The 24,882-nt window shown below is 72.1% G+C and carries 16 protein-coding genes; 10 read left to right on the top strand and 6 right to left on the bottom strand.

Annotated elements, in window-relative coordinates; all coding sequences use genetic code 11:
* Positions 1-222: 222 nt before the first annotated feature.
* The gene (locus AB0912_RS24755) at positions 223-1,722 is read left to right on the top strand and encodes an amino acid permease (protein WP_366703298.1); all 1,500 of its coding nucleotides are present in this window, start codon (positions 223-225) and stop codon (positions 1,720-1,722) included.
* Positions 1,723-1,861: 139 nt separating this feature from the next.
* Here the strand turns inward: AB0912_RS24755 and AB0912_RS24760 are convergent, their stop codons facing one another.
* The gene (locus tag AB0912_RS24760) at positions 1,862-3,970 is read right to left on the bottom strand and encodes a serine/threonine-protein kinase (RefSeq protein WP_366703338.1); all 2,109 of its coding nucleotides are present in this window, start codon (positions 3,968-3,970) and stop codon (positions 1,862-1,864) included.
* A gap of 183 nt (positions 3,971-4,153) precedes the next feature.
* On the opposite strand from AB0912_RS24760, the gene AB0912_RS24765 reads away from it, so the two are divergent.
* Positions 4,154-4,873 (top strand): LPXTG cell wall anchor domain-containing protein, encoded by a 720-nt coding sequence (locus tag AB0912_RS24765; protein WP_366703340.1) that lies wholly within the window; start codon positions 4,154-4,156, stop codon positions 4,871-4,873.
* Positions 4,874-5,031: 158 nt separating this feature from the next.
* Here AB0912_RS24765 and AB0912_RS24770 read toward each other — a convergent pair whose 3' ends face one another.
* Positions 5,032-5,616, bottom strand: a complete 585-nt coding sequence (locus AB0912_RS24770; protein WP_366703300.1) for a biotin transporter BioY — start codon at positions 5,614-5,616, stop codon at positions 5,032-5,034.
* A gap of 610 nt (positions 5,617-6,226) precedes the next feature.
* On the opposite strand from AB0912_RS24770, the gene AB0912_RS24775 reads away from it, so the two are divergent.
* Both AB0912_RS24775 and AB0912_RS24780 read left to right on the top strand, forming a co-directional pair.
* Positions 6,227-7,624, top strand: coding sequence for an amino acid permease (locus AB0912_RS24775; protein WP_366703302.1), 1,398 nt, complete (start codon positions 6,227-6,229; stop codon positions 7,622-7,624).
* A 341-nt stretch (positions 7,625-7,965) separates the two neighbouring features.
* Positions 7,966-8,175, top strand: coding sequence for a hypothetical protein (locus AB0912_RS24780; RefSeq protein WP_366703304.1), 210 nt, complete (start codon positions 7,966-7,968; stop codon positions 8,173-8,175).
* Positions 8,176-8,358: 183 nt separating this feature from the next.
* Here AB0912_RS24780 and AB0912_RS24785 read toward each other — a convergent pair whose 3' ends face one another.
* Positions 8,359-9,027, bottom strand: coding sequence for a DsbA family protein (locus AB0912_RS24785; RefSeq protein WP_366703306.1), 669 nt, complete (start codon positions 9,025-9,027; stop codon positions 8,359-8,361).
* Positions 9,028-9,227: 200 nt separating this feature from the next.
* Between AB0912_RS24785 and pepN the strand changes: the two genes are divergently transcribed.
* The 3 genes from pepN (at position 9,228) to AB0912_RS24800 (ending at position 14,127) form a co-directional block, all read left to right on the top strand.
* The gene (gene pepN, locus AB0912_RS24790) at positions 9,228-11,864 is read left to right on the top strand and encodes an aminopeptidase N (RefSeq protein ID WP_366703308.1); all 2,637 of its coding nucleotides are present in this window, start codon (positions 9,228-9,230) and stop codon (positions 11,862-11,864) included.
* A gap of 459 nt (positions 11,865-12,323) precedes the next feature.
* Positions 12,324-13,376 carry a hypothetical protein gene (locus AB0912_RS24795; protein ID WP_366703310.1) on the top strand — a complete coding sequence of 351 codons (1,053 nt, stop codon included), beginning with the start codon at positions 12,324-12,326 and terminating at the stop codon, positions 13,374-13,376.
* Positions 13,377-13,560: 184 nt separating this feature from the next.
* Positions 13,561-14,127 carry a cysteine hydrolase family protein gene (locus AB0912_RS24800; RefSeq protein WP_366703312.1) on the top strand — a complete coding sequence of 189 codons (567 nt, stop codon included), beginning with the start codon at positions 13,561-13,563 and terminating at the stop codon, positions 14,125-14,127.
* 88 nt (positions 14,128-14,215) lie between these two features.
* Here AB0912_RS24800 and AB0912_RS24805 read toward each other — a convergent pair whose 3' ends face one another.
* The gene (locus AB0912_RS24805; RefSeq protein ID WP_366703314.1) at positions 14,216-16,000 is read right to left on the bottom strand and encodes a TIGR03767 family metallophosphoesterase; all 1,785 of its coding nucleotides are present in this window, start codon (positions 15,998-16,000) and stop codon (positions 14,216-14,218) included.
* Positions 16,001-16,794: 794 nt separating this feature from the next.
* On the opposite strand from AB0912_RS24805, the gene AB0912_RS24810 reads away from it, so the two are divergent.
* Positions 16,795-20,103: a S8 family serine peptidase gene (locus AB0912_RS24810; protein ID WP_366703316.1), complete on the top strand. Its 3,309-nt coding sequence runs from the start codon at positions 16,795-16,797 to the stop codon at positions 20,101-20,103.
* A 247-nt stretch (positions 20,104-20,350) separates the two neighbouring features.
* Here AB0912_RS24810 and AB0912_RS24815 read toward each other — a convergent pair whose 3' ends face one another.
* Both AB0912_RS24815 and AB0912_RS24820 read right to left on the bottom strand, forming a co-directional pair.
* Positions 20,351-21,223 carry a hypothetical protein gene (locus tag AB0912_RS24815; protein WP_366703318.1) on the bottom strand — a complete coding sequence of 291 codons (873 nt, stop codon included), beginning with the start codon at positions 21,221-21,223 and terminating at the stop codon, positions 20,351-20,353.
* Between the two features lies 1 nt (position 21,224).
* Positions 21,225-21,752 carry a sigma-70 family RNA polymerase sigma factor gene (locus tag AB0912_RS24820; RefSeq protein ID WP_366703320.1) on the bottom strand — a complete coding sequence of 176 codons (528 nt, stop codon included), beginning with the start codon at positions 21,750-21,752 and terminating at the stop codon, positions 21,225-21,227.
* A gap of 417 nt (positions 21,753-22,169) precedes the next feature.
* Here AB0912_RS24820 and AB0912_RS24825 point away from each other — a divergent pair, with 417 nt between their 5' ends.
* Complete coding sequence (locus AB0912_RS24825) at positions 22,170-23,195, top strand: aspartate-semialdehyde dehydrogenase (RefSeq protein ID WP_366703322.1); 1,026 nt, start codon at positions 22,170-22,172, stop codon at positions 23,193-23,195.
* A 254-nt stretch (positions 23,196-23,449) separates the two neighbouring features.
* Positions 23,450-24,775: a sigma-70 family RNA polymerase sigma factor gene (locus AB0912_RS24830; RefSeq protein WP_366703324.1), complete on the top strand. Its 1,326-nt coding sequence runs from the start codon at positions 23,450-23,452 to the stop codon at positions 24,773-24,775.
* Positions 24,776-24,882: the final 107 nt, after the last annotated feature.

Below are 24,882 nucleotides of genomic sequence, written 5' to 3' on the forward strand. Positions count from 1 at the left end.
CCGGGGCTGGGGGCCGAAAAGAGTGACCCACACTACAGAACCTCAAGGAAACCTCAAGTAACGATCTGGATTCGAAGGTTCACGAATTCCTTTGCCTCCGTTTCACTGGACCGACTCGTACGCCGGTCCACACGATGGAGCGATGCGTTCCCCGTACACCGCTCGTACGGAGGGGACGCCGTGTACGGGAATCTGCTCATCCGGCGCAAAGGAATCCCCCTCATGACCTCGCAGCCGACCCCCACGAAGGCCGCATCGGCCCCCGGAGGCCCCGGAGAACCCGGCGGCGGCCTTCAGGCCGGACTCAAGAACCGTCATCTGTCCATGATCGCCATCGGCGGCGTCATCGGAGCCGGGCTCTTCGTCGGCTCCAGCACCGGCATCGCCACCACGGGCCCGGGCATCCTCCTGTCGTACGCGCTCGTCGGCACCCTCGTGGTGCTGGTGATGCGGATGCTGGGCGAGATGTCCGCCGCCAATCCGACCTCGGGTTCGTTCTCCGCGCACGCGGACCGGGCGCTGGGCCGCTGGGCCGGTTTCTCCATCGGCTGGCTGTACTGGTTCTTCTGGGTGGTGGTGCTGGCCGTGGAGGCCACCGCCGGTGCCACGATCCTCGAAGGCTGGATCCCCGCCGTACCGCAGTGGGGCTGGGCGCTCATCGTGATGACCGTGCTGACCGCGACGAACCTGGTCTCCGTCGGCTCGTACGGCGAGTTCGAGTTCTGGTTCGCCGGGATCAAGGTCGTGGCGATCGGCGCGTTCATCCTGGTCGGCGCGCTCGCGGTCTTCGGTGTGCTGCCCGGGGTCGACGCCCACGAGGCGGGCCTCGGCAATCTGACCGAGCACGGCGGCTTCCTGCCGCACGGGCCCGGCGCGATCCTCACCGGCGTGCTGCTGGTCGTCTTCTCCTTCATGGGCAGCGAGATCGCGACGCTGGCGGCCGGCGAGTCCGAGGACCCGCAGCGCGCGGTCACCAAGTCGACGAACAGCATCATCTGGCGTATCGCCGTCTTCTACCTGGGCTCGATCCTGGTGGTCATCACCCTGGTGCCGTGGAACGACCCGTCCATCAAGGACAAGGGCTCCTACGTCGCCGCGCTGGACTCCCTCGGTATCGCGCACACCGGTCAGATCATGAACTTCATCGTGCTGACGTCGGTGCTGTCCTGTCTCAACTCCGGTCTGTACACGGCCTCCCGGATGGCCTTCTCGCTCGGTGAGCGCCGGGACGCGCCGAGGTCCTTCGCCCGGACCACCCGGCGCGGGGTGCCGATGACGGCCATTGTCGTCTCGGTCGTGTTCGGCTTCGTCGCGGTCTTCTTCAACTACAAGTTCCCGGACTCGGTCTTCCTGTTCCTGGTCAACTCCTCCGGTGCGGTCGCCCTGTTCGTGTGGCTCGTCATCTGCTTCTCGCAGCTCCGCATGCGGAAGATCATCCAGCGTGAGGCGCCGGAGAAGCTCGTCGTGAAGATGTGGCTCTACCCGTATCTGACGTGGGCGACCGCCGCTCTGATCGTCTTCGTCCTCGGCTACATGCTGACCGACACCGAGCACGACGGCCGGACGACCGTCCTGCTGTCGCTGCTGGTCGCGGCCGTCGTGCTGGTCATCGCCGTGGTCCGGCAGAAGCTCGGCGCGGGTTCGTCCCCGGCCGCGCGGGTGCTCCCGGACGCGGGGCGCGACGACAAGCGGACGGAGAAGCAGGCCGGGGTCGGCGCCTGACCCGTCCTCCTGGCCCGCACCGGCAGGGGCCCGCGGCAACCCGCCGCGGGCCCCTGCCCGTTGTCGTCCTTTTCTCTTACGTGTCGTACCTGTCGCAGGGGGTCCTACGGGGCCGGCTCTCGCGCCGGCGCGTCCGCGTTCACAGCACGGTGAAGCTCTCCTTCACCCGGTCGTAGACCTCGACGGCCTGGTCCTCGATGCCGCCGTGGTACCAGGTGTTGATCTGGTACGACTTCCCGTCGGCGTCGAAGCCGAGCAGTCGCGCGTGCCAGCCCACGCCCCTGAGGGTGAACGTGTACTCCCACACGACCGCGGGCCGGCCCCGGAACGTGGTCTCCTCCAGCCGGATCTTCCGGTAGTCCCTGCCCTGCCGGGCGTTCTGCTCCGAGGTCTGCCAGGTGTCCATCAGGTTCCCCCGGGCGAGGGACGACTTGGCCGCGAGTTCCTGGGTGCCGTCGGGCGAGGTGTAGTGGACCTCCGAGCCGGTCTGCGGCTCGCGCCGCCAGCCCTCCGGCGTCACCCACGCGTATCCCCCGGCCTCCCGGTGCGCTCCCGGGGGCAGGCTGGGCGGGCGGGAGGTGCCTTCGACGGTGGGCGAGGCGGAGGTTGCCCCGGCGGTCGAGGGGGTGGCTCCGCCGGCGGGGCCGGCCGTGGCCGCGGACGAGCCGCCGGGCGAGGCCGCGCTCCCGCTCTGCGGTGAGCCGCCGCCCGACAGGGCGATGACGACTCCGGCGACCGCCCCCGCGACGAGCACACCGGCGGCGGCCAGCACGACGCGCCGCCTGCCGCCCCGTGAGCCCGGGTCCGGCCCCCCGCCGCTGCCGCCCGCGTCCGGGCCGTCGTGGGCCACGATGTCGAGGTCGCCGTATCCGGCGGAGCCGGGGGCCGGGGGCAGCGCGGACGGGGTTTCCGAGACGGCTTCGCCGCGGGGCTCGGACGGGGCTTCCGTGGAGGCGTTGGCGGCGACCCCGTCCCGCAGTACGCGCGTGGCCGACTCGACGGGGTGACGCTCCGGGGAGGGAGCGGGGGCGGGGGCGGGCTCCGGGGTGGTTACGGGGTCGGGCGCGGGTTCGGGGGCGGGTTCGGGGGCGGGCGCGGGTGCGGGTTCGGGGGCCGGTTCCGGCGCACGGTTTGGCTCCGGTTTGGGGGGCGGGGCCGGTTCGCGGCTTGGTTTCGGCTCGGGGGGCGGTTCCGGCTCCGGGGACGGTACCGACTCGGGACGCGGTACCGGCTCGGGATGGGGTTCCGGCTCGCGATGGGGTTCCGGCTCAGGGTTCGGCCCCGGCTCGCGGTGTGCCTCCCGCTCTGGGAGCGATTCCGCCGTCGGCGTCTGCGGTGCCCCGGAGGACTGTTCCGGCGCCCGTGCCTGCCGCATCTCCGGGACCGGCTCGCTCGGGGTGACCAGGGTGGGGACGTAGCCCGGGCCGCGCTCACGCTCCCGCGTCGGTGGGCGGAGGATCTCGGTGAGAGTCGTCTCCAGTTGCTCCAGACCGGGGCGGGTGTCCGGCTCCTTCTGGAGGAGGGCGGCCAGGATGTCCCTCAACTCGCCTGCCGCCACCGGGAGTTCCGGCTCCTCGTAGAGGACCGCGTGCAGGGTCGCGTAGGTGGTGGCGCGGGAGAAGGGGGACCGGCCGCCGAGGGCCGCGCACAGGGTGGCGCCGAGGGACCACACGTCGGAGGGCGGGCCCTGCGGGCGGCCGGAGATCCGCTCGGGCGCCATGTAGTCGGGGGAGCCGACGAGCATGCCCGCCATGGTGAGCGCCTCGGCGTCCTGGAGCGCGGCGATGCCGAAGTCGGTGAGGACCACCCGGCGCCGTCCGGCGCGCTCGACCAGTACGTTGCCGGGCTTGATGTCGCGGTGCAGCACTCCCCCGGCGTGCACCTGGCGGAGCGCTCCGACCAGTTCGAGCCCGACGCGGGCCGCCTCGCGGGGGTCCAGTGGGCCGTCCTCGGCCACGATCCGTTCGAGGGAGCGGCCGGCGACGAGTTCCATCACGATCCACAGCCGCTCGCCCGCGTCCACCACGTCGTAGACGCGGACGACTCCGGGATGGTCGATCCGGGCGGTGGCCCGGGCCTCGCGCAGGGTGCGCTCGCGGCGGGTGCGGGTGTCCTCCGGGTCGAGTCCGTCGATGCGCATTTCCTTGACCGCGACCTGCCGGTCGAGCATTTCGTCGGCAGCTCGCCACACCCGCCCCATTCCCCCCTGGCCAATACTCTCGACCAGCCGATAGCGCCCGGTCACCAGTAATCCCGGAACACCACCCCGTACGTTCGCCGACATTCCCTCCACCCCCTCAACATCAGTCACATTCGCCCGTCACAGCAGAAACACAATGGTCACACTTCAGGTCGTACCAGCATAGTGCGGAGAAATCTTGTGGTACCTCTTCAAGTACTGCGAATTCAGGCGCAGCCAAGGGGGGCGAACATGCGTTCTCGTCATAGGACGACCATTACCGGATCTCTGCTCACGGCCTGTTTCTCGGCCGTGGTGATCCTTTCCCACACCGCCGTCGCGGACGACCAGGGACCCGGCAGCGGCAAGGGCGGCAAGGCGGTGGACAAGGCACCGGCGGGCGTGAAGGTGACCACGGCGCTGCCGTCGAGGATCTCGGTCGACAACAGTACGCGGAAGACGTCGATTACCGCCACGGTGAAGAACGAAGGGACGAAGGAAAGCGGTGACATCAGGCTTTTGGTGGTCGGTTTCGACGGCCTGGAGGTCAAGAGCGTAAAGGGCTGCACGGCACTGGGGAAAAAGGATCTCCCACCGGGTTCGAACAGTGGTTTCGTCTGTTCCGTCGGAAATCTCGCGGCGGGCGCGTCGAAATCGTACGCCGTCGACGGGACGTTCGATCTGGGCAAGACCGGAAAGATCTGTCTTCCGGTGCAGACGGGCGACGGGAAGAAGACGTACTGGCAGCAGGGGCCGGTTCCGTTCGGGACGACGAACCCCTCGCCGAACGCGCCGGCCACCCCGCTGCTGCTCGGCACGGACAACAAGCCGGTGGCGCCGGGCGGGGACGCGCTGCCCAAGACCGGTCCCGGCGGTTCGGTGCTGCCGTACGGCGCGGCGGGCGCGGCCCTGATCTCGGCCGGCGCGGCCGGCCTGTGGTGGGTCCGCCGCAGGCCGCGCCAGGAGGCGTGAGCGCCGGAGCCGGCAAGAGGTGAGCCGGGCGCGTGATCACCGGACGCGACACCGGCCGGGAACGAGAAAGAGGCTCGCCGGGCGGGATGGGAACCCCGCCCGGCGAGCCTCTCTCGCCGAGCCTGGATGCGCCGAGCCCTGGATGGGGCCGACGTACGTCACTTCTTGTCGACGAGCTTCCAGGCCGTGGGCAGCAGACCCATCGCCAGGGCGGCCTTGAGGGCGTCGCCGATCAGGAACGGGGTGAGGCCCGCCGCGACGGCCGCGCTCGCCGACATCCCGGTGGCGAGGGCCAGGTAGGGCACGCCGATCGCGTAGACGATGGCCTCGCCGATGAGCATCGTGCCCGCCATGCGCAGGACGGAGCGGTCGGCGCCGCGGCGGGCCAGGGCACCGACGACCGTCGACGCGAGCAGCATGCCGAGGACGTAGCCGAAGGACGGCGCCGCGGCACCGGAGCCGCCGCCCGCGAACCACGGGACGCCGGCCATGCCGACCAGCGCGTACACCGCGAGGGAGAGGAAGCCGCGGCGCGCGCCGAGCGCCGTGCCGACCAGCAGCGCGGCGAAGGTCTGGCCGGTCACCGGCACCGGGGAGCCCGGGACGGGCAGCGAGATCTGGGCGGCGAGACCGGTGAGGGCGGCACCGCCGACCACGAGCGCGGCGTCGCGGACGCGGGAGGCCGGCAGAAGGTCGGCGAGGACCTCGCCGGGTCGGGAGGAGGTGGCGGCAGCGGTGCTCATGGGGACTCCGGCGAAGGGGATGCCCCGGGCTCCTGGGGAGTTCGGGGGAGGACAGGTCGGGACACGGTGACGCTATCCCAGGGGCGTGCGCGTGATCACCGTCAGCGCTCGACAAAGGCCGGAGCGCGGGCTTGGTGGGCTCCTCACAAAGAACGGTCCGTACACCCGCGCGAAGGTGATGCTGGTCACTGCGATGACGTGCTCCGCGCCTCGGTCGGGCGCCGGGCGCGACTGTGGGGATTCACCAAAGGGGTTGGCCCCGGCAGAGTTCGCCTCCGGCGTGAACGGAGGCTTACGCTCCGTACGTAGCGCGTCCGCATCGTGGGCGGCCTTGCCCTCCGGGTGGCCGGGCTGCCCAGACTGTGGGCGTTTTGCCGCACGCACGCACCGCGCGTATGGACCGCATGCACGCATCGCACGTATGGACCGCATGCGCGCACCGCATGCACGCACCGCAAGCACGCACCGCGCGTATGCGCCGCACGCGTACCCAGGTGCACACCGCAGGCGCACACAAGTACGCACCGCACGCGTACGACAGATACGCACCGCACGCCCGCCCCCTCGCAGTTGTTCACCCGCACTCGCACGTAAGGGACCCCCCGCTCGTATGTCCCGCACCACCCTCGACACCCCGCCCGGCGCCGCCGACGACGAGGCGCGCCTGTCCCACGGTCTGAAACAGCGCCACCTCTCGATGATCGCCCTCGGCGGGGTCATCGGCGCCGGACTCTTCGTCGGCTCCGGCGCCGGGATCGCCGCCGCCGGTCCGTCCATCGTCATCGCGTACGCCGTCTCCGGTCTGCTCGTCATGCTGGTGATGCGGATGCTCGGCGAGATGTCGGCCGCGTATCCGTCGTCCGGTTCCTTCTCGGCGCACGCCGAGCGGGCGATCGGGCCCTGGGCCGGTTTCACCGCCGGCTGGGCGTTCTGGGTGCTGCTGTGCACGGCCGTCGGCCTGGAGGGCATCGGTGCCGCGAAGATCGTCACCGGCTGGCTGCCCGGCACGCCCGAGTGGGCCTGGGTCGCGCTGTTCATGGTCGTCTTCTGCGCGGCCAACCTCGCCGCCGTGAAGAACTTCGGCGAGTTCGAGTTCTGGTTCGCCGCCCTCAAGGTCGGCGCCATCGCGCTGTTCCTCGTGCTCGGCGTGCTGGCCATCACCGGTGTCCTGCCGGGTACGGACGCGCCGGGCACCACGAACCTCACCGGCGACGGGGGCTTCCTGCCGAACGGCGGCGAGGGGCTCGTGATCGGGCTGCTCGCCTCGGTGTTCGCGTACGGCGGGCTGGAGACCGTGACGATCGCGGCGGCCGAGTCGCGGGACCCCGTCAAGGGCGTCGCGAGCGCGGTCCGCACCGCGATGTGGCGCATCGCCCTCTTCTACGTCGGGTCGATGGCCGTCATCGTCACGCTCGTGCCGTGGGACTCCAAGGAGGTCGTCGCGCGGGGCCCGTACGTCGCCACCCTCGAACACCTGGGCATCCCGGGCGCCGGGCAGGTGATGAACGTGGTCATCCTCGTGGCACTGCTGTCCGCGATGAACGCGAACATCTACGGCTCCTCGCGCATCGCCTACTCGCTGGTCGAGCGCGGGCAGGGCCCGAAGGCGCTCGGCCGGGTCTCGTCGGGAGTGCCGCGGATCGCCGCGCTCGTCTCCTGCGTCTTCGGTTTCGCCTGTGTCGTGCTCAGCTACTGGCGTCCGGACGACGTCTTCCCGTGGCTGCTGAACATGATCGGCGCGGTGATCCTGGTCGTCTGGATGTTCATCGCCGTCTCCCAACTGCGGCTGCGCCGCCGCCTGGACCGCGAGGCGCCGGAGAAGCTGGTCGTCCGCATGTGGGCGTTTCCCGCGCTGACCTGGGTCGCGCTGGCCGGCATGGTGGCCGTCTTCGTCCTGATGGCCCGGGAGCCGGACACCCGGGTTCAGCTCTACTCCACGGGCGGCATGACGCTGTTCCTGGCGGCGCTGGGTTACGCCCGGCAGCGCGCCCGGGCCGCCCGCGCCTGAGCGGCCCGGCCGGCCGCCTCCCGAAAGGGCCCCCGCGCGACGGACACCTTCGCGCGAGGGCCCATTCGCGCGCTCGGGCGCGCATGCCGCCCCTCTTGCTGCTAGCGTGCAGTTGCGAGGCCTTCGCAATAAGCCGGGCGAAGGCGCTGAGTGTCCTGCTCGTGATCGTCTTCTCACCTTTCACGGAGCAGGCGGAAAAAAGAAGACCCCCGCGAGGACGTGACTCGCGGGGGTCTTTCCCTGCCGCCGGGAAACGCGCCGCCGGTGACACCACGCGCCCTTCCGCCGGACTCCGGGGAGCGCGTACGCTCGCGGCCCCGGTCTCACACGGAGGTGTCGCCGTGGACGTGCGCTGCCCGAACTGCGGGGGACCGCCGCTGCGGCGGTTCTGCAAGCTCACCAAGGACGAGGAGGCGCACGTGCGCCGCATCATGGAGGTGGACGACCCGGCCGCCTACCACCGCTGCACCACGACGGGCTGCCGCCGCTTCCAGCGCTGGAGCAACTGGCGCGAGGGCGGCGACTTCCCGGAGGACCTGGCGGCCCCGTAGCCCCCTGGACACGCGGCGGGCCGGGGACGGGCCCGGCAGGCTCACCCGCCGGACCGCCCCGACCGACTACCGGCCCTGATCGGCTACCGGCCCCGACCGACTACCAGCCCTGACCGACCGCCGGCCCTGACCACTACCGGCCCTGACCGGCTACCGCCCTGATCGGCCCCAGGCCCTGACCGGCTACAGGTTGCTGAAGTCCGGGCCGACGGTGCGCGAGCGCTTCAGCTCGTAGAAGCCCGGCACGGAGGCGACCAGGAGCGTGCCGTCCCACAGCTTCGCCGCCTCCTCCCCCTTGGGGGCGGGGGTGACGACCGGGCCGAAGAAGGCGATCTGCTCGCCGTCGGCGCCGGGCACGGCGATGACCGGGGTGCCGACGTCCTCGCCCACCTTGTCGATGCCCTCCTTGTGGGAGGCGCGCAGCTCGGCGTCGAACTCGAAGTCGTCCTGGTCGGCGTAGTCGATGAGGTCGGCGGGCAGCCCGACCTCGTCGAGGGCCGCCGCGATGGCCTCCTTGGTCGGACCCGCGCCCTCGTTGTGAATACGGGTGCCGAGCGCGGTGTACAGCGGGCCGACGACGTCGTCGCCGTGCTTCTGCCAGGCGGCGGTGACGACCCGGATGGGCTGCCAGGCCTTGGTGGAGAGCAGCTCGCGGTACTCCTCGGGAAGCTCGTCCAGCTTCGGCTCGTTCAGTACGGCGAGGCTCATGATGTGCCAGCGCACCTCGATGTCGCGGACCTTCTCGACTTCGAGCACCCAGCGCGAGGTCATCCAGGCCCAGGGACACAGCGGGTCGAACCAGAAGTCGACGGGGGTCTTGCCGGAACTGGGCTGAGCGGTCTGCTCGGACATGGCTCTCCTCGGAACTCGGTCGTTGTCCGGACAACGCGCGGGGCCGCCCGCGCCATTCCCGCCGGGGGCCACCGTTCCGCGCGTCCCGCCCGCCGGTGCCGGCCAGGCGGGTCCCCGGCGCCGCGGTGTCCGGTGTCGGGGGCCCATGGCAGGATCGGTGCCGTTCACACATGTCTATGACGCCATGAGGGAGTGCCGCCGTGCCCGGTGAGAACCTGTCCCGCGACGAGGCCCAGGAGCGGGCGGCGCTGCTGTCCGTCGACAGCTACGACGTCTTCCTCGACCTGCGCTCGGCCGTCGGCGGGGCGGAGCCCGGCGAGACGGAGCCCGGCGGCACGGAGTCGGGCGGCACGGACGGCGGTCCCCGCACCTTCCGCTCGGTCACCACGCTCCGCTTCCGCTGTGCCGAGCCGGGCGCCGCGAGCTTCGCGGACCTGATCGCGCCGAGCGTGACGGCCGTGTCGCTGAACGGCCGGGACCTCGACCCGGGCGAGGTCTTCGACGGCGTACGGATCCGGCTGGACGACCTCGCGGCCGAGAACGAACTCGTGGTGGACGCCCAGTGCGCCTACTCCCGTACCGGCGAGGGCATGCACCGCTTCGTCGACCCGGAGGACGGCGAGGTCTACCTGTACACGCAGTACGAACCGGCCGACTCCCGGCGGGTGTTCGCCAACTTCGAGCAGCCGGACCTGAAGGCGCCGTTCCGTTTCGCCGTACAGGCGCCGGAGGGCTGGACGGCCTGGAGCAACGGCGCGGGTGAACTCACCGACGGGATCTGGCGGTTCGCCGAGACCAAGCCGATCTCGACGTACATCACGGCCGTCGTCGCGGGCCCCTACCACTATGTGACGGACTCCTACACGCGCACCCTCGCCGACGGTACGACGCTGGAGATCCCGCTCGGCGCGATGTGCCGCAAGGGCCTGGCCCCGCACTTCGACGCCGACGACGTGTTCCTGGTGACCAAGCAGGGGCTGGACTTCTTCCACGACCACTTCGACTACCCGTACCCCTTCGGCAAGTACGACCAGGCGTTCGTGCCCGAGTACAACCTCGGCGCGATGGAGAACCCGGGGCTGGTCACCTTCCGCGAGGAGTACATCTTCCGGGGCAACGTGACGCGGGCGTCCTACGAGGCGCGGGCGAACGTCATCCTGCACGAGATGGCGCACATGTGGTTCGGCGACCTGGTCACCATGGTGTGGTGGGACGACCTGTGGCTGAAGGAGTCCTTCGCGGACTTCATGGGCACGTTCGCCAACGTGGGCGCGACCCGCTTCACCGACGCCTGGATCACCTTCGCCAACCGGCGCAAGGCGTGGGCCTACCGCGCCGACCAGTTGCCCTCCACGCACCCGATCACCGCCGACATCCGCGACCTCCAGGACGCCAAGCTCAACTTCGACGGCATCACCTACGCCAAGGGCGCCTCCGTCCTCAAGCAGCTCGTGGCGTACGTGGGGCAGGACGCCTTCCTGGAGGGCGCCCGCCGCTACTTCAAGCGGAACGCGTACGGCAACACCCGCCTCGGCGACCTGCTGTCGGTACTGGAGGAGACCAGCGGCCGGGACATGGCCGCCTGGGCCCGCTCCTGGCTCCAGACGGCGGGCGTCAACTCCCTGACCCCGCAGGTGGTGCTGAGCGCCGAGGGCCGGATCGCCGAGCTGGCCGTGCTCCAGGAGGCCGCCGAGTCGCACCCCGAACTGCGCCCGCACCGCGTGGCCGTGGGCCTCTACCGGCGTGCGGCACTGGCCGAGGGCGGCGAGGGCGCGCTCGTCCGGTACGCCCGCGCCGAGGTGGACGTCGACGGTCCCCGTACGGTCGTCGCGGAGCTGGCCGGCGCCGAGGCACCGGACCTGGTCCTGGTGAACGACGACGACCTCACCTACTGCAAGATCCGCTTCGACGAGGGCTCGCTGGCCACGCTGCGGGACGGGCTCGGGGAGATCACCGACCCGCTGGCCCGGGCGCTGTGCTGGTCGGCGCTGTGGAACCTGACGCGCGACGCGCTGATGCCGGCCCGGGACTTCATCGGTCTGGTGCTGCGTTTCGCGGGCCGGGAGTCCGACATCGGCGTCCTGCAGACCCTGCACGGCTGGGCGAACTCCGCGCTCGTCCACTACGTGGCGCCCGACTGGCGTGCCGAGGGCGCGCGGCTGCTCGCCGACGGCGCGCTGGAGGAGCTGCGGCTCGCCGAGCCGGGCAGTCAGCACCAGCTCGCCTGGGCCCGTTTCTTCGCGCGCGTGGCGTCGGGCGAGGCCGACCTCCAGCTTCTCCAGGGCCTGTTGGAGGGGACGGCGAAGATCGACGGTCTGGAGGTCGACCAGGAGCTGCGCTGGGCCTTCCTGGAGCCGCTGGCCGCGCACGGCGTGGCCGACGAGTCGGTGATCGGCGCCGAACTCGCCCGCGACGACACGGCGTCGGGCAAGCGGCACCAGGTCCGCTGTCTGGCCGCGCGCCCCTCGGCCGCGGTCAAGGCGCAGGCCTGGGCGGCCGTCGTGGAGTCGGACGCGCTGTCCAACGCCCTGGTCGAGGCGACCATCTCCGGCTTCGCCCAGCCGTCGGCGCGCGAACTGCTCGCCCCGTACACCGAGAAGTACTTCGGGGCGATCGGCCGGGTGTGGGCGGAGCGGTCCATCCAGATCGGCATGGACGTGGTCAGCGGGCTGTTCCCCGGGCTCCAGGACTCGCCGGAGACCCTGGAGGCGACGGACGCGTGGCTCGCCGCGCACGAGGACGCGGCCCCCGCGCTGCGCCGGCTGGTGCTGGAGTCCCGCGACGACCTGGCGCGGGCGCTGCGCGGCCAGGCCTGCGACACCGCCGCCGCGGGCTGACCCCGTCCGGCGGTACTTGACTGCGAGGGCACCGGCGCACCGCGCGCCCGGTGCCCTCGCCGTTTCCCGCCGCCACTGCCCCCGCCTCGGCCACTGCCCCCGCCTCGGCCGCTGTCTCTGCCTCCGCCGCTGTCTCTGCCTCCGCCGCTGCCCCGTCTCCGCCGCGGCCCCCGCGTCCGTCTCCGCCGCTGCCCCCGCGTCCGTCTCCGCGCCCGCGTCCGTCTCTGCGCCCGGCTCTCTCCGTGCCCGTCTCCCGTGCCCGTCTCTCCGGTGACTTCATCGGACGGATGCACTGGTTACGAAATACAGGTATTCAGAGCCGTAACCCCTATTACTCCCCATCCGGACCAGCGCCTTTCGGCAGTCGAACGCCCGTACTTTAGGGCGAGCTTGTCCGGGTTTGTCGACGAGCGTGTAACAGCGGTTAGAGAACCGCCTCCGGGCGGGAAACCCCGGGTCATGAACCACAACACCCCGCTCTCCCCCCGCCCCCTGCGTCACCTGCCCCACGTGTGGCGCCGGGTCCTGACCACCGCTCAGCTCCGCAGCCACGGTGTCAGCGCCGCCGAGACGAACGAGCGGTGCCGGGCGGGCGGAGCCTGGCAGCAGATCCTCCCGGGAGTGGTCCTGCTGCACCCCGGCCCGGCCACCGCCGAGGAGAAGCTGCACGCCGCCCTGCTGTACACCGCCCGCTCCCCCGCTCCCGAGCGGGCGGCCTCCATCCCGGCGCAGCCGGGCGCCGAGGACCCGCACGCCGCGCAGCCGTTCGCGGACGTGCTGGTCACCGGCCTGGCCGCGCTGGCCCTGCACGGGTTCACCTCGGCGCCGCCGCTGCTCTCCCTGGAGACGGTCGACGTGCTGGTGCCCCGGCTGCGCCGGCTGCGTTCGACGGGCTGCGTCCGTATCGTGCGGACGCCCTCGCTGCCCGCCCCCGCCTTCGTCACCGGCGTGCCGGTCGCCCCGGTGCCCCGCGCGCTGGCGGACGCGGTGGCCGGGCTCGACGACGCCGATGCCGCACGGCGGCTGCTGACCGAGGCGGTACGCGGCGGGCACTGTGAACCGGCGGCGGTGGTGCGCGAGTTGACGGCGGCCCGGCTGCTCGGCCGACCGCACGTGGTGGACGCGGTTGACTCGCTGCGGGCGGAGGGCCGGGCGATCGCGGAGGACCGGCTGTACCGGATGGTCCGCGAGTACGGGCTGCCCGACCCGGTGTGGAACGTCGACCTGCGGCTGCCCGGCGGCCCGCACATCGGCGGTCTGGACGCGTACTGGCCCGAGCAGGCGGTGGCGGTCGAGCTGGACACCCGCGCCCCGCGCCAGGACGAGGACGCGCTGTGGTCCGAGTACGTCCGCAAGCGCGAGGTGCTGGAGCGGCTCGGGATCACCGTCGTCCACCTCACGCCGGGCAAGCTGCGCGAGGCGATGGAACAGCAGGCCACGGTCGTACGCACCGCCCTGATGGCGGCGGACGACCGGGAACCCGCGGCGCATGTCGTGGTGCTGCCCCGGTAGTGACGGACCGGGGCGGTCGCAGGAGGGGAGGGAAGGGGCCCGCGAACGGTCGCGGGCCCCTTCCCATGGGCTTCCCGCCCTGTTCGGGAGGCGTTGTCAGTGGGCCGTTCTAGGGTGGGTGGGACAGGAGATTCAGGACCGACGTGCCTGCCCGGACGCGCAGGACGTCAGACGGGAGAGTCCGATGACCACCCTGCCCGGCCGCCCGGACACCGCCCTGCTCGTGATCGACATGCAGCACGGCGCGGTGGACGGCGCCCACAACCGCTCCGACGTGATCGAGAACATCAACAGCCTGGTCGCCAGAGCCCGCGCCGAGGGCGTTCCGGTGATCTGGGTGCAGCACTCCGACGACGGGATGAAGGAGGGCAGCCACGCCTGGGAGTACGTGCCCGAGCTGGTCCGCGAGGACACCGAGCCGGTCGTCCACAAGAACTACGGCGACTCGTTCGAGGCCACCGACCTGGAGAAGGTGCTCGCCGAGCGGGCCGTCGGCCATCTGGTCGTCACCGGCGCCCAGACCGACGCCTGTGTCCGCTCCACCCTGCACGGCGCGTTCACCCGTGGATACGACGTCACTCTGGTCGCCGACGCGCACACCACGGAGGACCTCACCGCCTACGGAGCCCCCGGCCCGGCCGAGGTGATCGCCCACACGAACCTGTACTGGCAGTACCAGAAGGCGCCGGGCCGGCAGGCGGCCACGGTCGACACCGCGAAGGTGAGCTTCGCAGCGACGGCCGGGGAGTAGGACGCCGGGCGGCTGTGCGGGTGCGCGGCCGGGGAGTAGGACGCCGGGCGGGGGCGCGGCCGGCCGCCGCCGCTGTCTCCCTCGCCGGTCAGCCCTTCTTCAGAATCAGTTCCGTGTTGCGGTCGCGCGAGGTGCCGGCGAGGTCGGTGCGGGCGCCGGGGGTGTTGAAGGAGATCTCCCGGTAGAGCGCCGCGAGGCCCGTCTGGCTGAGGTCGGCGAAGTTCGTGGCGTGCGGGGCGGCGGACTCGATGAGGGTGGTGAACAGGGAGATCGTGCCGTCCTTGTTGTCCACCAGCTCGATGACACGGGCGAGCTGGGGGAAGTCGACGTGGGAGGCGGTGGTGATCTCCCAGAAGGACCGGTTGCCCGGGGCGGCGTGCGGGATGATCTCGTTCTTGTGGGAGTGGCCGTTCACCCAGGCCAGCACGTTGCCGAAGCTCGCCAGCAGGGCGACGACCTCCTCACCGCGGTGCCGCTTCTCGGTGGGGCGGCGCGGGTCGGTCTGCGTGTTGCGCATGGACTTGCTGGTGTGGTGGCTGAAGACGACGACGTACGAGTCCTTGTTCTCGCGCAGCGTCCGCTCCAGCCAGCGCAGTTGGGCCGTGCCGAGGGAGCCCTCGTAGTGGCCGCCCGGGTCGGTGGTGTCGAGGCTGACGCCGATGACGTCCTCGCTGATCCGGAACGTGTAGTACTGGGTGCCCGCGGAGAGGTTCGCGGAGGAGTAGCCGTGGCCGATCGGGCCCGGGCCGGTGTGCGCCGGGTCGAGATGCGCCTTGAGGTACTCGGCGGGGGTGAAGGGGGCGCGCTTCTCGTCCGGGGTCACCGACCGCATCTGCCGGGTGTGCGCCTTGAGCAGGTCGTGGACCTCCTTGCCCTTCGGGCTGGTGCCCTTCTTCAGGCTCTTGGCGAGCGCGGCGGCCTCCGGGGCACTCGCCGACATGAGCTTCTTGCCGCCGACGGCGAACTCGGTGAGATAGGAGTCGCCGCGGGTGGCGTAGCAGCCCATGGGGAGCGCGTCGTGGTTGCCGACGGTGGAGTACCAGGGCAGGCGCAGGCCGGGGCTGCGCAGCTCGCGGATCGCCGCGGCGAGGAAGCCCTCGATCCGGGGGAAGCCGCGCTGCTTGTCGGCGTCGCGCAGGGCCGCGTCGGGCTGCCAGTAGCTCTTCAGGCCGCTCGCCTGGACGCCCTCGTAGTGCCGGGGGTCGCCGCTGTTCGGGCTGATGCGGCCGCCGCTCATGACCTTCAGGAACCACTCCAGCTCGGTCTTGGAGTTGTTGTCCGTGTTGTCGCCGGTGGTCATGACGAAGTGCAGCGGGGAACCGGTGACGGGGGCTCCCCGCAGGGAGTTGACGCGCTCCACGAGGGAGACGGCGCCGGCGACCGTCAGGGTCTCCTGGGGGCGCCAGGCGCTCGCGGTCTGGGCGCGCAGGAACTCCAGCCGCAGCGGGTGCTGGGCGTCGGTCAGATGCAGGTCGGTGAGCTGTACGAAGGAGGCGAGCGCGGTGCGCCGGTCGGCGCGGCCCTTCTTGCCCGCGGCCAGTTCGTCCCGGACGACGCGCTTCCAGCCGGCGCCGTCGCCGAGCCGCCGGTATCCGGCGGGGCCGGAGCGCGGGGCGGCGACACCGCTCAGGGTGGTGCCCCGGGTGTAGGGGACCGGCTCGGGCGGGGCGATGGGGGTGACGGCCGCCGAGCGGGCCTCGGACCGGGCGACGGAGTCGGCGACGGTCTCCCGTCCCGGGGTCGCGGCGTGCGCCGGGGACTCCGGGCGCAGGGCGAGGCCGACGCCCGCGGAGAGCGACAGCGCTCCGGTGGCGGCCAGCAGGGTGCGGCGGTTGAGAGCGGGTACGGCGGCGACAGAGCGTGTGCGCGACATGGCGCGGTCTCCCCGAGTGCGAACGCGTCGGCTGTGGTCGCGGGGCGCCCGGACCGAACACCCCGCTCACCATGGATCGTTGGCAGCGGGGGTGACCTGCGCGTTAACTCGGCAGCAACGCCCGGCGCCGATCGCCGTACGTGGATCTTGGCGCACCTGCGCGTCCATGGAGCCCTGTCCGAACGGCCGGTGGCCGGTCACTCCGCGTTCATCTTCCGGGGTAGGGGAAGCGGCACTCTCCGCTGAGCCGGCCGTTCCGGGCGGTCGGACGCGACGGGCCCGGGGGCAGGGGGCCGAGGGGCAGGGGGCCGAGGGGCAGGGGGCCGAGGGGCAGGGGGCCCGGGAGCCGGGCCGGGGAGCCGGAGAGCCGGGGAGCCGGGGAGCCGAGGGGGTTCTCCAGGGCGGCGGGCCCAAGAAGCGGCCGGAGGGATCAAAGGGGCCCCAAGAGACGGTCGTCGCCCGGCAAAACCGGCCGCGTCACGGACATCTGACGTCGGATCAGGGTCACCGCGTGAGACCGGCCTGCCACGGCACGCGCACGGAAGGGAGCCGGATCGGCGGAGGCGGACGGCACGCCGTCCGGTATGTCAGGCCATAGCGGGCGATCAACGGCGTGACGTATGGCGGAAGTACGCCATGACTCCATCCCGCCTCGGTCAACTCTCCCCAAACAACTGCCCCTTAGGCAAAGCTGAGCGGTCATCCGGGTTCACATACCGGACTGTCGCGGCCGGCCCCATCGACCGTCGGAACCGGCCGCTCCACGCTCGTTCCTTTACCTACAAGGGATGCAGATGATCTCCGACCCTCAGCGCGCCCCGATATCGGGCGCGAGACGCGTGGCCCGCATCGCCGTGGCCGCGGGCCTGGTGGCCGCACTTTCCGCGGCCGGGCCGATACCCATGGCCTTCTCCGCGGACTCGGGCACGCCCACCGCCGACCCCGGGACCAAGTCCGCCGCCGCCAAGCTCGGTTCGAGCGATGCCGACCTCCTCACCGAGGCCAAGGCGAACGGCGACAAGAACGTCACGATGATGATCGCCACGGCTCCCGGCCAGACCGAGCAGGTCGCCAAGGAGCTGAACGCGGTCAAGGGCGGCTCGGTGGGCCGTACCTACGACAAGCTCGGCTACGTCCGGGCGACCGTCCCGACGGGCAGGGCGGACGCGGCCATCGCCGCCGCCGCGAAGCTTTCCTCGGTGCACGGGATCGACCTGCGCCAGGAGATCGCGCTGGACGACCCGACGCCGAGCGCCGACACCGCCCGGCACGGCAGCAACCACACCACGGCCGTCACCTACCGGGGCCCCGGCAAGAACACCCCCGCCGAGAACCCGTACAACCCGTCCTTCGAGACGGGCGCCGTCGACTTCGTGAAGGACCACCCGAAGGCGGACGGCCGCGGGGTCACCATCGGCATCCTGGACTCCGGTGTCGACCTCGGTCACCCGGCGCTCCAGAAGACCACCACCGGCGAGCGCAAGATCGTCGACTGGGTGACCGCGACGGACCCGATCCTCGACGGCGACGCGACCTGGCGCCCGATGATCACCCCGGTGGCCGGGCCCACCTTCACCTACAGCGGCAAGACGTGGACGGCGCCGGCGGGCTCGTACGAGATCAGCACCTTCCGGGAGTCGGCGACGGCCGGCGGCGACGCGCAGGGCGACGCGAACCGCGACGGTGACACCACCGACGCGTGGGGCGTCCTCTACGACCCGGCGGCGGGCACGGTCACCGTCGACCTGAACAACAACAACGACTTCACCGACGACAAGCCGATGAAGCCGTACAAGGACGGCTTCCAGATCGGCTACTTCGGCACCGACAACCCGGCGACCGACGTCGTCGAGCGGCAGCCGTTCGTCGTCGAGATCCGCAAGAGCGTCCCGATGGACCCCTACGGCGGGGACTGGGTCGGCAAGACGGCCGACTTCGTCAACATCGGTGTCATCGAGTCCGAGCACGGCACCCACGTCGCCGGCATCACCTCCGCGAACGGGCTGTTCGGCGGCAAGATGAGCGGCGCGGCCCCCGGCGCGAAGATCGTCTCCTCGCGTGCCTGCACCTGGACCGGCGGCTGCACCAACATCGCGCTGACCGAGGGCATGATCGACCTCGTCGCCAACCGGGGCGTCGACATCGTCAACATGTCCATCGGCGGTCTGCCCGCGCTCAACGACGGCAACAACGCGCGCAGCGAGCTGTACACGCGCCTGATCGACACCTACGGCGTCCAGCTGGTGATCTCCGCGGGCAACTCGGGCCCCGGCGCGAACACCATCGGCGACCCGGGCCTGGCCGACAAGGTCATCTCGGTCGGCGCGACCATCTCCAAGGAGACCTGGGCGGCCAACTACGGCTCCCAGGTGGAGAAGAAGTACGCGATGATGCCCTTCTCCTCGCGCGGCCCGCGCGAGGACGGCGGCTTCACGCCGACGCTGAGCGCGCCCGGCGCCTCCATCAACTCCACCCAGACCTGGCTGCCGGGCTCCCCGGTCGCCGAGGCGGGCTACACGCTGCCGGCCGGCTACTCGATGCTCCAGGGCACCTCGATGGCCTCCCCGCAGGCCGCGGGCGCCTCCGCGCTGCTGCTCAGCGCCGCGAAGCAGAAGGGCCTCGCCCTCGCCCCGGCCACCCTGCGCACCGCGCTGACCTCGACCGCCGACCACATCAAGGGCGTCCAGGCGTACGAGGAGGGTGCGGGCCTCATCAACATCCCCGACGCCTGGGACTCGATCCGGCACGGCGCCACCGCGCACGACTACACCGTGAAGGCGCCCGTCGACACCGCGATCGACTACGCGCTGAAGACGCCGGGCTTCGGCACCGGCCTCTACGACCGCGAGGGCGGCCTCAAGGCCGGTGAGCGCAGGACGTACGACGTCACCATCACCCGTACGTCGGGCGAGAACCGGGCGATCCGGCACGAGCTGTACTTCGAGAACAACGCCGAGGGCACCTTCCGTGTCGTCGGCTCGGACGAGGTCAGGCTCCCGCTGAACCAGCCGGTGACCGTCAAGGTCCAGGCCGCACCCCGGTCGGCCGGTCTCAAGAGCGCGATCCTGGAGGTCGACGACCCGCGCACCGAGGGTGTCGACAAGCAGATCCTGTCGACCGTCGTGGTCTCCACGCCGGTCAAGTACACCTACAAGGCGTCGAGTTCGGTGCAGCGCAACAGCACCACGTCCTACTTCGTCACCGTCCCCGAGGGCGCGTCCGCCCTGGAGGTCGCGATCGGCGGGCTGAAGGACAAGAGCCAGACGCGGTTCATCGCGATCCACCCGTACGGCGTTCCGGTCGACAACACCAGCACCCCGTACTGCTACAACAACTATCTCGACGGCAACGGCTGCAAGCCCGACGTGCGTTCGTACGCGGACCCGCAGGCCGGTGTCTGGGAGATCGAGGTCGAGGCGCGCCGCACCTCGCCGCTGCTCGACAACCCGTACAAGCTGGATGTCGCCGTGCTCGGCGCGGCGTTCACCCCGCCGGTCGTGACCGTCCCCGAGGCGAAGGTCGGCCTGCCGTCCACCGTCTCCTGGAAGGTGACGAACAAGTTCGCCGCGATCGACGGCAGGCTGAAGGGCGGTCCGCTCGGCTCCTCCAAGAGCGCGCGGCCGACCATCACCGAGGGCGCGACGCAGACCACCACGGTCGAGGTGCCCGCGGGCGCCTCCTCGCTGAACGTGTCCATCGGCAACGTCTCGGACACCGCCGCCGACCTGGACCTGACGGTGTACGACGCCGCCGGGAACGTCGTCGGACAGTCCGCGGACGGTGACTCGGAGGAGGCCGTCTCCATCGCCTCCCCCGCCGCCGGCACGTACACCGTCGAGGTCGACGGCTACTCGGTCCCGTCGGGCTCGACCGCGTACGACTACCTGGACGTGTTCTTCTCCAGCGCGCTCGGCACGGTCACGGTCGACGACTCCGCCGCGGTCAAGCTCGCCACCGGCGCCTCGGCCACGGTGTCCGGTTCGGTCACCGCCGCCGCGGCGGCGCCCGAGGGACGCGAGTTCTTCGGCCAGGTCCAGCTGGTGAACGCGCGCGGCACGGTCGCGGGCACCGGCAGCGTGAAGATCGACAAGGTCACGCCGTGACGGCGTAGGCCTCCGGCCGCGTGAGCGGTACGGGCAGGGGGCGGGCGCCCGGAGACGGGCGCCCGCCCTTTCGCGTGTGCGGTACGGGGGTGTCGTGTGCGGTACGGGGAGGGGGTGGGCGTCGGTGACCGGGGCGCCCGCCCCTTCGTGTGCGGTACGGGGTGGGGCGGGCGTCCGTGACCGGGGCGCCCGCCCCTTCGTGTGCGCGGGGCGGTTTCCGGCCTTCGGCCGCTGGAGCGGGTCCGGCTCACTCCTCGCACGTCAGGCCGCGGGACTCCGGCAGGGCCTTCACGATCCACGAGCGCTCACGGGCGATCGCCGCGTCCCCCGTGGTCCAGATGTCCGGGGTGGCCGCGTGCCGCGGGATGCCGACCAGGACCTCGTCGCCCTGGCGCGGCCGGAAACCGACGTCCCGGTCCATCAGGAAGGTGATCTCCTTCTCGCCCTTGGCGGGCTTGTAGTAGTGGTACACGTCGAGGGTGACGCGGTCCTGGCCGGTGCCGGGCACCTGGCCGACCTTCGCGACCGTGCCCTCCACGATGAGCCGGGAGCAGGCGATGTAGCCCGGCGCGCTGAGCGAGCCCTTGGCGCCCTGGTCCGCCTTGGCGTCACCGGCGGTCGCGTCGTTCGCCCCGGTCCCGCCCTGCGCGGCCAGCCAGCCCATGCCGACGACCAGCGAGGCCGCCGCGGCGGCGGCGAGCGCTCCCGCCCCGACGGCGAAGGCGCCGCGCCGACGGGTCCGGCCGGGGGCGGTCAGGGGCCGGCCCGGGGCTGCCGGGGGATGGCCCGGATCGGCCGGGGGACGGCCCGGGGCTGCCAGGGGACGGGGCTCCGCCGGCCTTCCCGGTGCCGGGGACCTTGCGGCCCTCGCCTTCCGTGAGGCCTTGGCCTCCCGGGCCGGCCGCGCCCGCCTCTTCGCGGCGCCGGCCGGACGCGTGGCGCCTGCCCGGTCCGCCGCCAGGGCGTCCCCGATGATGACCAACTGCTCCCGGAGCACGTCCACGTCCTCACGGGCGGAACGGTGCTCGGCCATGAACACGATGTCGTCGCGGGCCCCCTGGGGCAGGGGCGCGTCCGTGATCGCGGCCAGCAGCGCGTCGGCTTCCTCGTACTCGGCCACGTCACACCACCTCGTCCTCGTGCAGGCGGGCGCGCAGCGCGCGGACCGCCGTGTGCAGCCTGCTCTTGACCGTGCCCTCGGGTACGCCGAGTTCGTCGGCGATCTCCCGCACGGGCAGATCGGCGTAGAACCGCAGGACGACGACCTGGTGCTGGGCGTCCGGCAGTTCGTCCAGGCCCTGTGCGACGGCGAGCGCGAGCACGCTGGACTCCTCGTCGGAGGGCTGTTCCAACTGCCGCAGCGAGGCGAGGCGTTCACCGATCCGCTCCTGCCGGCGCTTGGCCCGGTGCCAGTCCATCGCCAGGTTGGAGGCGACGACCGCGGCCCAGGCGGACACGTCGCGTGGTGCCTCGTCCCCCTTGGCGGCGCGCTCCAGCAGCCGCAGCCGGACCTGCTGCACCCCGTCCGGCAGATCCGCCTGAGGCACACCGCCGAGCGCGAGCACGGCCCGTACCCGGCGTTCCTGCGCCGCGTCCAGGGGGTCGTCCGCCCCCGGTGCGCGGCGTGGCTTTCTGCGCAGCACAGCCACCCCTCCCCTCCCGCGTTTCCTCTAGGACGCCGGCGGGGGCCGAAACGTTCGACCGCAAACGGACCGGGACGCCTGGGACACCGTGCGGGTACGGACCGGGACGCTTGGGGCACCGCGCGGGTACGGACCGGGACGCACGCCGGCCTGGTTCGAGTCGTACGTCACACCCGGCCGGAAACCATGACGGGTCCCACACCGGGCGCGTACCGGCCCACACCGTACGGCTTGCGGTTCCCCTTCGTCGCGGGACGATTTCTTCGTATCCGGGCGTCCGGCCGCCGCAGGATCGGGCTCCCGGGGCCCCGCGCGGGCGTCCCGTTCCCCGGACGCCGCGGCGAAAGGATTGGACACGCGGGGCCTGGTGAGACGCATGATGGAAACGCTGGACCACGTAAAACGCACGCAAAGGGAGTCGCCGTGAGGGTCGGAATCGTCGGAGCCACCGGTCAGGTCGGCACAGTCATGCGCAGGATCCTCGTGGAGCGGGACTTCCCGGTCGACGAGCTGCGCCTGTTCGCCTCGGCCCGCTCGGCCGGGACGGTCGTCGACGGTGTCACGGTGGAGGACGCGTCCACGGCCGACTACTCCGGCCTGGACATCGTGCTCTTCTCGGCGGGCGGGGCCACCTCGAAGGCGCTGGCGGAGAAGGTCGCCGCGCAGGGTGCCGTCGTGATCGACAACTCCTCCGCCTGGCGCAAGGACCCCGAGGTCCCGCTCGTGGTCTCCGAGGTGAACCCGCACGCGATCGCCGACCGGCCCAAGGGCATCATCGCCAACCCGAACTGCACGACGATGGCCGCGATGCCGGTCCTCAGGCCGCTGCACGAGGAGGCGGGCCTCGAAGCGCTCGTCGTCGCCACCTACCAGGCGGTGTCCGGCTCCGGTCTCGCGGGCGTGGCCGAGCTGCACGGGCAGGCGCTCAAGGTCGTCGCCGAGGCCGACAAGCTGACCCACGACGGTGAGGCGGTCGACTTCCCCGAGCCGCAGGTCTACAAGCGTCCCATCGCATTCAACGTGCTCCCGCTGGCCGGTTCCGTGGTGGACGACGGCCTGAACGAGACCGACGAGGAGCAGAAGCTCCGCCACGAGTCCCGCAAGATCCTGGAGATCCCCGGCCTCAAGGTCTCCGGCACCTGCGTCCGGGTCCCGGTCTTCTCCGGGCACTCCCTCCAGGTGAACGCCCGCTTCGCGCGCCCGCTCTCCGCCGAGCGCGCCACCGAGCTGCTCGCGGGCGCCCCCGGTGTCGTCCTCTCCGACATCCCGACGCCGCTCCAGGCCGCCGGCAAGGACGCGTCCTTCGTGGGCCGCATCCGCGAGGACGAGACCGCCGAGCACGGCCTCGCGCTGTTCGTCTCCAACGACAACCTCCGCAAGGGCGCGGCGCTGAACGCGGTCCAGATCGCGGAACTGGTCGCGGCCGAACTGAACGACTCCGCGCGCTGACACCCCGGCCCACGGGCCCCCGGAAGGGGCGGGACACCGACCGGGTCCCGCCCCTCCTCTCGTCTCCCCTCCGCTACCAACGGCAGTCCCCCGCGGAGCCCCACCCCCGGAGTGCGGCGCTCCCCTGTGTGCCGGGCCTGCCGGCCGATAGCGTCACCGCGTTGCCGTGTGACGGAACGAGCCCGGAGGCCGGTGTGGGAGTCGATGCCGTGTGCCGATGCTGCGGGAAGGTACTGGCCGGGCGGGGCGGTCGGGTGGGCCGCACCTCCGTGTACTGCTCGGCCGCCTGCCGGCAGAAGGCGTACCGGGACCGCCGGGCCGCGCCCGCCGACACCGTGCGCGGGCTGATCGACGCGATCGGCCGGCAGGTCGAGGACCTGGTGCCGCAGCCGCCCGCCGTCTTCTACTCCGGCGTGACCGAGCTGGCCTCCTCGGTCGGCCGGCTCCGCCGTATCGCCCGGGTCGCCAGGGACTCCGCGACGGCCGATTCCGTCACGCCGGCCGCCGTGACGAAACCCTCCGCGGTCCCGGTCCCGGTCCCGGTCCCGGTCCCGGTCCCGGTTCCAGCCCCCGGCGGCTCCTCAGGGGAGACGGGTGCCCTCGGGGAGAGCGACTTCGCCGTGCTCGTCGAGCCGTACCGGCGTGAGCTGCGCGTGCACTGCTACCGCATGTCGGGGTCGTACGACGACGCGGAGGACCTCGTCCAGGAGACGTTCCTGCGCGCCTGGCGGGCCCGGGAGGGCTTCGCGGGGCGGGCGAGCGTACGGACCTGGCTGTACCGGATCGCCACCAACGCCTGCCTGGACCTCCAGCGGCGCACCGCCCGCCGCCCGCAGCGCTACGAGCCGCTCCCGGGCATGAACCACGGCAGCGCCGACCCCCCGGCCCGCGTCACCTGGCTCCAGCCCTACCCCGACGAGGACCTGCCCTCGCCCGAGGAGCAGCCGGACGCCCTCGCCGTGTCCCGGGAGACCCTGGAACTGGTCTTCCTGGCCGCCATCCAGCACCTCCCGGCCCGCCAGCGCGCCGTCCTGGTCCTGCGGGACGTCCTCGGGCTGTCCGCCGCCGAGACGGCCGAGGCCCTGGAGACGAGCGTGGCCTCGGTCAACAGCGCCCTGCAGCGGGCCCGGCCCACCCTGCGCGACCGGCTGCCCGACCGCCGTACCGAGTGGACCGCCGAGACCGACGCCCGCGAGCGGGAGGTGCTGCGGCGCTACATGGCCGCCGCCGAGAGCCTCGACCTGAGCCGGTTCACGGAGCTGCTCGGCGAGGACATCCGGCTCACCATGCCGCCGAACCCGTTCTGGTTCGTGGGCCGCGCGGCGATCACCGAGTTCCTGCGGGTCAGTCTCGACCCCGCCTCCCCGATGTTCCTCGGACACTGGCGTCACCTGCCCGCCCGCGCCAACGGGCAGCCCGCGGCCGGGGGTTACGTGCGGCGGCCGGGCACGACGGTCTACCGCGCCCAGGTGCTGGACGTCCTGCGCGTCGAGGGCGACCGGATCGTGGAGATCACCTCGTTCGAGCCGCATCTGTTCCCCGCGTTCGGGCTGCCCCTGCGACTCCCGGCGGACCGCTGAGCGAAGCCGACGGGTAGCCGATGAGCGGGGCGGGCGGCCGACCTGTGAGCGGGGCCGACGGGTGACCGATGAGGGGGGGCGGTCGGGTGACCGATGAGCGGGGCGGG

Source organism: Streptomyces sp. NPDC007084 (assembly GCF_040703595.1).
Taxonomy (GTDB): domain Bacteria; phylum Actinomycetota; class Actinomycetes; order Streptomycetales; family Streptomycetaceae; genus Streptomyces.